Below are 8,942 nucleotides of genomic sequence, written 5' to 3' on the forward strand. Positions count from 1 at the left end.
CGCGGCGTTCGTCCGCGGGCGCGTCGAAGCGGGGGCGGCGCGCGTCCACGTGCTTGCGGGCGCGCGTCCCGACCTGCCGGACGGCCGCCTCGGACCGGCCGAGCGCCGTCGCGATCTCGGCGTACGGGAAGCCGAACGCCTCGCGCAGCACGAACACGGCGCGCTCCAGCGGCGTCAGCGTCTCCAGCACGACCAGCAGCGCCGTGGACACCGACTCGGCCACCTCGGCGTGCTCGGCGACGTCCGGCGCGGTGATCACCGGTTCGGGCAGCCACGGCCCGACGTACTGCTCGCGCTTGACGCGCACCGACCGCAGCCGGTCCAGCGCGAGGTTCGTCGTGACGCGGACGAGGTACGCCTCGTCGTCGAGCACGGCGTCCCGGTCGTCGGCCGACCAGCGCAGCCAGGCGTCCTGGACGACGTCCTCGGCGTCGGTGACCGTCCCGAGCATCCGGTAGGCGACCCCGAACAGCCTCCCGCGATGCGCCTCGAACCGCTCCGCGCACCCGTCGCAGGACGCGTCCGGAGCATCCGGGGTGCCCGGGGCCTCCGGGCCGGACGGGTCAGGCGCGGTCGGCGGGGACATCGCACCGGTCCTTGAATCCCTGGCCCGTGAGCCCGGCGGCGGCGTTGAAGCGCGAGCGCATGTTCTCCACGGCCACCATCATGGTCAGTTCGACGATCTGCTTCTCGCTCAGGAACGTCCGCAGCTCCCCGGTCAGCTCGTCGGTCACCTCGGGCGGGTCGGCGCACATCGCCTCGGCGTACTCCATGACCAGGCGCTCCTCCCGGCTGAACAGGCCGGACTCACGCCAGCCGGGGACGGCCTCCAGCTTCTCCAGCGGGATGCCATGCGTCGTCGCCGCCCAGGTTCCGAAGTCCACGCACCAGGAGCAGCCGATCCGCACCGAGGCCGCCATCTCGGCGAGGTCCTTGTACCGGTGCGGCAGCGACTTCCAGCGCTGGACCTGCATCTCGAACAGCGAGTACGCGGTGGAGACGCCCATGTGGTGCCCCATCGCGCGGCCCGGGTCGAGCTCCTTGCCGTACATCCGGCGGACGATCCAGGTGGCCATCCGGTAACGCAGCGTCCGCGGCGGATCGAGAGAAATGCGTGCCATATCGGTCCTCCTCACCCTTCTCCTGGGGGGACGACCGGGCGCCCGCGAATGTGACATCCCGGGATCCGCGGGTGCGGCGGCTCGGACCGCGAGTGTCGCATCCCGGGGTCCGCGAGCGTGACATCGGGGGGAAAACGCGTGGTTAACGTTGGTTGGGCGACTCGGATGGCATCGAAGATCATGGGTAGGCTCCGGGCATGAGCGGAGCGCCGAACAGGGTCTTCATCGCGCGGCTGGCCGGGATCGCCGTGTTCGACCCGGCCGGCGACCAGATCGGCCGGGCGCGGGACGTGGTCGTCGCGCTCGCCCCCGACGACCGCCCGCCGCGCGTCCTCGGGCTGACCGTCGAGGTGTCCCCCCGCCGCACCGTGTTCCTGCCCATCACCCGCGTCACCACGATCGAGGCGGACGCGATCATCTTCGACGGGCGGCTCAACGTGCGGCGGTTCCAGCAGCGCGCGTCCGAGACGCTCGTCCTCGCCGAGATGCTCGACCGGACGGTCCGGCTGCGCAAGTCCGGCGACGCCGTCTCGGTGGTGGACGTCGCGATGGAGCCGACCCGCACCCGCGACTGGCTGCTCGCCAAGGTCGCGGTGCGCCGCGCGACCAGCCGGAGCCTGCGCCGCCGCGGCGAGACGTCGGTGGTCGACTGGGAGGCCGTGGAGGGCTTCGCGACGGTCGAGCACGGGCAGGGCGCGGCGGGGCTGATCGCCGCGTTCGAGAACATGAAGCCCGCCGACCTCGCCAACTTCGTCCACGACCTGCCGGAGAAGCGCCGCACCGAGGTCGCCGTCGCGCTGGACGACGAGCGCCTCGCCGACGTCCTGGAGGAGCTGCCCGAGGACGACCAGGTCGAGATCCTCGGCAAGCTGGAGGTCGAGCGCGCCGCCGACGTCCTGGAGTCGATGGACCCCGACGACGCCGCGGACCTGCTCGGCGAGCTCCCGACCGACCAGCGCGAGCGGCTGCTGACCCGGATGGAGCCGCACGAGGCCGCGCCCGTCCGCCGCCTGCTCACCTACGCCGACAACTCCGCGGGCGGCCTGATGACCACCGACCCGGTCGTCGTCCCGCCGGACGCGACCGTCGCCGAGGCCCTCGCCATGATCCGCAACCCGGACCTGAACCCGGCCCTGGCCGCGCAGGTGTACGTGTGCCGCCCGCCCACCGCGACCCCGACCGGACGCTACCTCGGCACCGTGCACTTCCAGCGGCTGCTGCGCGAGCCTCCCCCGGCGCTGGTCAGCGGCATCGTGGACACCGAGCTGGACCCGCTGCGCCCGACCATGTCGCTGGAGGCCGTGGCGACGTCGCTGGCCACCTACAACCTGGTCGCGGGCGCCGTGGTGGACGAGACCGGCCACCTGCTCGGCGCGGTCACCATCGACGACGTCCTCGACCACCTGCTGCCCGAGGACTGGCGCGAGGCCGTCATGGACGCCGAGGACGCCGTCGACCCCGAAGAGGAAGCCCTGCGCGCGGGAGGCGACGCATGACCTCACGCCTCGACCAGCCCCGCGAGCTCCGCCGGTCCGTCCTGCCCCGCCCGCACTACGACCCCGAGTCGTTCGGGCGGCTGTCCGAGCGCATCGCGCGCTTCATGGGGACGGCCCGCTTCCTGGTCTACATGACGGCCGTGATCGTCACGTGGATCGTCTGGAACGCCCTCGCCCCGGTGTCGTGGCGGTTCGACCCGTACCCGTTCATCTTCCTGACGCTGGTGCTGTCGCTCCAGGCGTCCTACGCGGCGCCGCTGATCCTGCTCGCCCAGAACCGGCAGGACGACCGCGACCGCGTCCAGTACGAGCAGGACCGGTCCCGCAACGACCGCAACATCGCCGACACCGAGTACCTCACCCGTGAGATCGCGGGCCTCCGCATGGCCATCTCCGAGGTCGCGACCCGCGACTTCCTGCGCTCGGAGCTGGAACGCATGCTGAAGGAACTCGAAGCCAAAGACGGCCAGCGGGACCCCGCCTAGCCCCGCGCTCTCGCAAAGAACCTGCGCCCGCCCTTGAACGGTCGCACGCCCACTTCCACCTGCGCTGATATGAGAATTCATATCGCCACGCGAGCCATACCACTATTGGACACGATGCGAAGGGTTCTGGTCTGCTCATGGCCCGATGAAGATCACCAACAAGAGCAGGGAGCCGGAAATGCGCCGTGTCCATGGCCCGAAGGGCCGGATGAAGCTCGGAGTCTCCGTCCTGGCGGTCTCCACGATGTTCGCGGGGTCCGCCTGCGGGGCCGGGGCCCAGACGGTGAACGGCGAGCGCGTGGCGCACACCGGCCCCGCCGCGAAGGCGTTCACGCCCGCCGACCTCAGCAAGGAGCTGCGCGGGCTGGAGACGTCCTACCAGGGCCGGATCGGCGCGTTCGCGATCGACACCGGTACGGGCAGGACGGTCGGATACCGGACGCATGAGCGGGTCCCGAGCAACTCCACGTTCAAGGCGATCCTGTGCGGCGCGGTCCTCCACAAGGCCCGCACCACCGACCCCGGACTCCTGAACCGGACGCTCCACTGGACCAAGGAGGAGGTCGTGGACGGTTCGGGCATCACCGGGAAGGAGGAGAACATCAGGAACGGGATGACCGTCGCGCGGCTGTGCGAGGCGACCATCACCACCAGCGACAACACGGCCGCGAACGTGCTGCTCAAGCAGGTCGTCGGCGGCCCGCGCGGCATGACGCGCCACTACCGCTCCCTCGGCGACCCGGTCGGACGCCTGGACGCGTACGAGCCGGAGCTCAACCACTGGAACCCGGGCGAGAAGCACGACACCGTCATGCCCGCGTTCATGGCCCGCGACCTGCAGAAGCTCACCGTGGGCACCGCCCTCGCCCCGCAGGACCGGCAGCAGCTCGCCACCTGGATGAAGGCCACCACCACCGGCGACGAGCGCATCCGCGCGGGCGTCCCGAAGGGCTGGACGGTCGGCGACAAGACCGGCACGGCCGACGGCTGGTACGCCGCCGCCAACGACATCGCGATCGCCTGGCCCCCGTCCGGCGCCCCCGTGATCATCGCGGTCTACACGCACCGCGACGCCAAGGACGCCAAGTTCGACAACAAGGTGATCGCCCAGACCACCACCGCCCTGATGCGCGCCCTCGGCAAGGCGTGACGACAACCGTCCCCAGCCCCTGGACGCGGCAGAGTTGAAGGTCCTCGCTCCGCCCAGGCTCTCCTACGCCGAGACGTGGCGGTCCGTTTCACCCCCGGGCGTCGCCGTACGCATTGCACAGCCAGTCCGCACGCATTGCACACCTTTCCGTGAAGTTGATCATTACTCTCGCTGGTCACAGGTCCAGAAGAGGAGAACACGTGGGGTACAAGCACGGCTCGACACGACTCGTCGGGCTGTTGGGTGTGGCGGTGCTGAGCGTGGCGGTGACGGGCATGATGCCCGCGTCCGCAGGACAGCCGTCCGGCGGTGGTAAGGACGCCGTCGCGTCGAGTCCGTTCAGTCACGCTTCCGCGGACATCCGGCAGAAGATGCACGACCAGGAACCGCTGAAGCAGGCCGCGTCCAAGATTTCCTGGGCGGTGGAGAAGTCGGGACGCGAACGCAGCGGGTTCGCGGGGATCGCCCTGCAGCCCAAGTCGGTCGAGGTGTGGTGGAAGGGCAAGCTCCCCACCGCCGTGAAGAAGGCCGTCGGTCAGGCGCGCGGCATCGCGGCGGTCGAGGTGAAGCCCGCCCGCTACTCCCAGGCAGAACTCAAGGCGGCGGCCGCCGGACTGATGGCCGACATGAAGAAGGACCCGGACCATCCGATCACCCAGGTCTCCGGCTCACTCAGAGGAGACGGGCTCCGCCTGACCGTCAACAACAAGGCGAAGACACTCGCGGCGCGGCCCAAGACCCTCGCCGGTGTTCCGGTGAGCTATGTCGACGGCGGCCCCGTCAGCCTCAGGGGCCGGTACGACGACGGCGGGGCCTACGCGGGAGGTGGCGCCATCCTCAACGACGACACCGGTAAGCGGTGCACTACGGGATGGGCCGTCACCGACGGCAGCGGCCACAGTTATCTCTTGACCGCCGGTCACTGTGGCCGCGTCGGAGGCGGCTTTCACAACGGCAACTGGGTGAACTGGGTGGGCCTGGGCGCCCGGGAGCAGGTCACGCACGACCTGCTCCTCATCGACGCCCAATCGACGGGGCGTATCTGGGACGGCAGCAAGGCGGGCGACTTCACCAAGGGCGTCGTCGGCTGGGACTGGGCCTACGCCAACGAGTGGATCTGCCAGTCCGGTTCGACCAGCGGTGCCATCTGCGGAATCCAGAACTCGGACTACTTCACCTATGGCTTCTGGGACAAGGACATGTATGGCAATAGGGAGTTCTACTCCGACTTGGTCGTCGCTCGTCGTGTCGACGGCGGGGAGGTGGCCCAGGGTGGCGACAGCGGCGGACCGATCTTCTCTCTCAGCGGTAACAGCGTCGTGGCCAAGGGGACGCTCACCGGCAGCTACGGCCACGAGCTCTGGTACCAGGACTTCGGCACGGCCTGGCGCGACTTCGGAATCGACGTGAAGCGGGGCTGAACGAACGGCCAGGCCCACCCGCGGGTGACCGGAATCGGGCGCCGTCCGCGCAGGTGAGGATCCGGCCGGCCGGCGGGCGGACGAACCGGACCTCAAAGACGGTCGTCCTCAACAGGTCGGTATCGATGACACCACGACCTGGGGCGGCACCCGCTGTGCGCCCCTGCGCGCCGCGGTGGACTGGTTCGTCGAACACCATCCCATCGCGATGACCACCGCCACCTCGCGGCGGTGCACGGCCGCTGAGCCCACCGCCGTCGTTCCTGCGGCCCCCGACCCGTTCCGATCGGGGGCCGCTTCGCCTGTCCGGACGATCATGTCCGGCAGTCGGCCCCCAGCATCCGGCGCACTCGGCCTCCGGCCCCGCCACACAACTCGACGGCGGGGGCCGATCTCAACCCATCAGAGCCCGATCGGGTCTTGCCGTACAGCGTCATCAGCTTCGACGCGCCCCCCCACAGTGCCGGCTGCTCCAACTGCTGATGGAGGACGAGCAGATCCAGGGAGAGACGCCGCTGAATCTCCGCCACCCCGAGCGACATGTAGTCGCGTCCGTAGGTGATCAACTTGTCGTGCCAGTAGTCCACTGGCGGACGGTCCGCGGCCAGGGCGCCGGTGAATCCCGAACGAATCAGGTCCGCGGCGACCACCGGAGCGATAGCGGTGGCCGCCGCGTTGGTCAGGAACCGCCGTCTCTGCATCTTCGCGTCCTCAAGCACTTCCAGGGCGACCTCCAGCACCGTCGCCTTCTTCGAGGTGGGCCAGAGGCTCGCCGAAGCTCACTCAAACGCCCCGGCCTGGCCACTTAGCGAGGTTCTCCCTTCAGTAGCCTCAGCCACTGCTGGTCAGCGGGATGCGTGGGCTCACCCAGACGTAGGACGATGGGCATAGATCTGTGGAGTGTTCCGGTTCTGCTGGACTCGGAGCCGGTTCAGGTGATTCGCCGCGATGCGGCGGTGTGGGAGGCCGCCTCGTGGCGAGCGCCTTTCAGCGATGACTTCGGGGACCACGAGGAGCCCTTGCCCGAGGTCAACCGGGCGATGCTGCTCGGCCGTCCGAGCGGCCTCGACGCGCTCAGCGGCCCCTGGCATTCGGGTTCGCGCGGTTATGAGCGAGCGGAGTACGCCTTCGACCCGGCGACCTTCCGCGACGGCCATGAAACGCGGGAGCGTTCACTGCCGTATCGGATCATCCACGGTGATCGGCGCTTCGCCGACCACGCGGTCTCCGGGCAGGGGATGACTTGGCGGTGCTCCGCGCGGGCTTTTCTCATCGAGGCCGCCGACGCGATCGAGGCGTTGGACGAGGCAGCCGTCCGCAGCGAGTTCTCGATCGAGGACATGGTGCGTAGCGGCGTCTACAAGGTTCGGCCGAACGACGACGAGGACGAAACGTTCGCGCGTGCCATGGACGACCTGCGATGGCTCGCGCGCTACTACCGCGACGTCGCGTCCCACGGTTACGACCTGATCGTGATCTTGGACTGAGCCGGGGCGGGCGCGACGGCTCGTCGGCAAGGTCAGGGAAGCCGCTGCGTGGCCGTCGGGTCGAAGGCGGCGAATCCCGGGACTGGGGACGTGGGGAGCGGAGAGGATGTCGCCGTGGCGTATGACTACGATCGTCCACTTCCCAAGATCAATGTCCGGATCATCGGCTGGGGGCTCCGCCGCGTGCGGGAGATCCTGGAGCTCAGCTACGAGGAGGCGGTGGCCGGGTTCGGCCGCGACGCTCAGTGGCTGGCGGCGGTCGAGACCGGCTTCGCCGACATCAGCCCCGGCGAGGTCGGCGCGTTGCTGGCGAACTACGGCGAGATCCCCGAACGGATCAGGTCGATACTGACGGGCCTGGCCGCTCGGCCGGACGGTCCGCTGTGGCTGGGCCCCCACCTCGACCGGCTCTCGGGGATGCTCCGGGACATCCTCACCGTCGAAGCGGAGGCCGACATCGTGCGCGCCTTCGGACTTCGGGCCATACCCGACCTCGCCCGCACCGAGGCCTATGCGCGGCTCGTGTACGAGCACCGGCTGTTGCCCGAGGACCATCCCGAAGGGGACTGGCCGCTGCTGGCGGCGCGCCAGCGGCACCGGCCCGGAGGCGACCCCCGCACCCTGGACCTGATCATCGACCAGCTCGTCCTCACCGCGGTTCCGGACGGCCACGAGGACGTGTGGCGCGAGCAGGTCGAGCACCTGCTCGCGCTCTCCCGCGCCGGTCACGGCGTGCGCGTCGTCCCGCGCAGCGCCGGGTTCTACGTCGGCTACCAGGGGCCGTTCGAGATCTACGAGGTGTCCGCCTTCAACGACCGGCTCGGTGTCGTCCACTGGCCGGACGGGCTGGGCATGAGCCAGGCCGACCTCGTCCCGCAGTGGCGGCGCATCGAAGAAGCGGCGCTCTCCTCGGCCGACAGCGTGCTCTTCCTGGACGACGTCCTGCACGGCCGCGACCTCGACCGGTACTGACCCCCGGAGCCGCGGGCCAGGTTTCGCGGTGGTGCGAAGGTCTGGCGGCCGACCGCGGGCGGACGACAAGATCTCCGGTCATGACGACTGATGTGATTGATGCCGCGCGGGCCGGGACCTGGACGCTCGGGGACACCGCCGTCCGGCGGGTCGGGTTCGGGGCGATGCGGTTGCCGCAGACCGGCCCCGCGCTGATCGCGGACGCGGTTCCGCGCGATCGGGCGCAGGCCGTCGCGGTGCTGCGGCGTGCGGTCGAGCTGGGCGTGGACCACATCGACACGGCCGCCTTCTACTTCTCCTCGCGCCTGGCGGCCAACGAGTTGATCAACAGCGCGCTCTCGTCGCGGCGGGACGAGCTGTTCATCGCGACCAAGGTCGGGCCCGCCCGGGACGTCACCGGGGAGTGGGCGCCGCACGCCATGACGGCCGAGGCGCTGCGCGGGCAGGTCGAGGAGAACCTCCGCCAGCTCGGGACCGACCGGCTCGACCTCGTCAACCTCCGGATCGTCCGGGACGACCGGTTCGCCGAGCGCTTCCGGGCGCTGGCGGAGATGCGGGAGGCCGGACTCATCCGGCACCTGGGGCTGTCCAACGTGCGGCCGCATCACCTGGACATCGCCCGGGCCATCGCGCCGGTCGCGTGCGTCCAGAACCCGTTCGGGCTCGGAGCGTTCGCCGAGCAGCGGGAGATGCTGCGGCTGTGCGGTGAGCTGGGGGTGGCGTTCGTGCCGTTCTACTCGCTCGCCGGGACGAACCGGGAGCGCGGCGGGTCCCAGGGGGACGCGGACGCCCCGGAGGTGCTGGCGGTCG

At 70.2% G+C, this 8,942-nt stretch carries 10 protein-coding genes; 7 read left to right on the top strand and 3 right to left on the bottom strand.

The window, feature by feature from the left end; genetic code table 11:
* Both AB0J52_RS17195 and AB0J52_RS17200 read right to left on the bottom strand, forming a co-directional pair.
* Positions 1-586: sigma-70 family RNA polymerase sigma factor (locus AB0J52_RS17195; RefSeq protein ID WP_500182569.1), on the bottom strand; the 586-nt coding region annotated here is incomplete at its 3' end.
* Complete coding sequence (locus tag AB0J52_RS17200; protein ID WP_500182570.1) at positions 564-1,121, bottom strand: carboxymuconolactone decarboxylase family protein; 558 nt, start codon at positions 1,119-1,121, stop codon at positions 564-566. The genes AB0J52_RS17195 and AB0J52_RS17200, both read right to left, overlap by 23 nt.
* Before the next feature lie 197 nt (positions 1,122-1,318).
* On the opposite strand from AB0J52_RS17200, the gene AB0J52_RS17205 reads away from it, so the two are divergent.
* The 4 genes from AB0J52_RS17205 to AB0J52_RS17220 all read left to right on the top strand — a co-directional run bounded on the left by AB0J52_RS17205 (position 1,319) and on the right by AB0J52_RS17220 (position 5,673).
* On the top strand, positions 1,319-2,617 hold the full coding sequence (locus AB0J52_RS17205; protein ID WP_500182571.1) for a magnesium transporter MgtE N-terminal domain-containing protein: 1,299 nt from the start codon (positions 1,319-1,321) through the stop codon (positions 2,615-2,617).
* Positions 2,614-3,102 carry a DUF1003 domain-containing protein gene (locus AB0J52_RS17210; RefSeq protein ID WP_500182572.1) on the top strand — a complete coding sequence of 163 codons (489 nt, stop codon included), beginning with the start codon at positions 2,614-2,616 and terminating at the stop codon, positions 3,100-3,102. The genes AB0J52_RS17205 and AB0J52_RS17210 overlap by 4 nt, the downstream gene beginning before the upstream one ends.
* A gap of 145 nt (positions 3,103-3,247) precedes the next feature.
* Positions 3,248-4,252, top strand: a complete 1,005-nt coding sequence (bla, locus tag AB0J52_RS17215) for a class A beta-lactamase (RefSeq protein WP_500182573.1) — start codon at positions 3,248-3,250, stop codon at positions 4,250-4,252.
* 200 nt (positions 4,253-4,452) lie between these two features.
* A complete protein-coding gene (locus tag AB0J52_RS17220; RefSeq protein WP_500182574.1) occupies positions 4,453-5,673 on the top strand; it encodes a chymotrypsin family serine protease in 1,221 nt (406 codons plus the stop codon).
* Positions 5,674-5,987: 314 nt separating this feature from the next.
* On the opposite strand, the gene AB0J52_RS17225 is transcribed toward AB0J52_RS17220, so the two are convergent.
* On the bottom strand, positions 5,988-6,413 hold the full coding sequence (locus AB0J52_RS17225; RefSeq protein ID WP_500182575.1) for a hypothetical protein: 426 nt from the start codon (positions 6,411-6,413) through the stop codon (positions 5,988-5,990).
* A gap of 141 nt (positions 6,414-6,554) precedes the next feature.
* On the opposite strand from AB0J52_RS17225, the gene AB0J52_RS17230 reads away from it, so the two are divergent.
* The 3 genes from AB0J52_RS17230 to AB0J52_RS17240 form a co-directional block, all read left to right on the top strand.
* Positions 6,555-7,160, top strand: a complete 606-nt coding sequence (locus tag AB0J52_RS17230) for a DUF1877 family protein (protein ID WP_500182576.1) — start codon at positions 6,555-6,557, stop codon at positions 7,158-7,160.
* A 114-nt stretch (positions 7,161-7,274) separates the two neighbouring features.
* A complete protein-coding gene (locus tag AB0J52_RS17235) occupies positions 7,275-8,132 on the top strand; it encodes a DUF5753 domain-containing protein (RefSeq protein WP_500182577.1) in 858 nt (285 codons plus the stop codon).
* 80 nt (positions 8,133-8,212) lie between these two features.
* On the top strand, positions 8,213-8,942 hold a 730-nt coding region (locus AB0J52_RS17240), incomplete at its 3' end, for an aldo/keto reductase (protein ID WP_500182578.1).

This window comes from Spirillospora sp. NPDC049652 (assembly GCF_040675125.1).
In the GTDB taxonomy this organism is placed as follows: domain Bacteria; phylum Actinomycetota; class Actinomycetes; order Streptosporangiales; family Streptosporangiaceae; genus Spirillospora.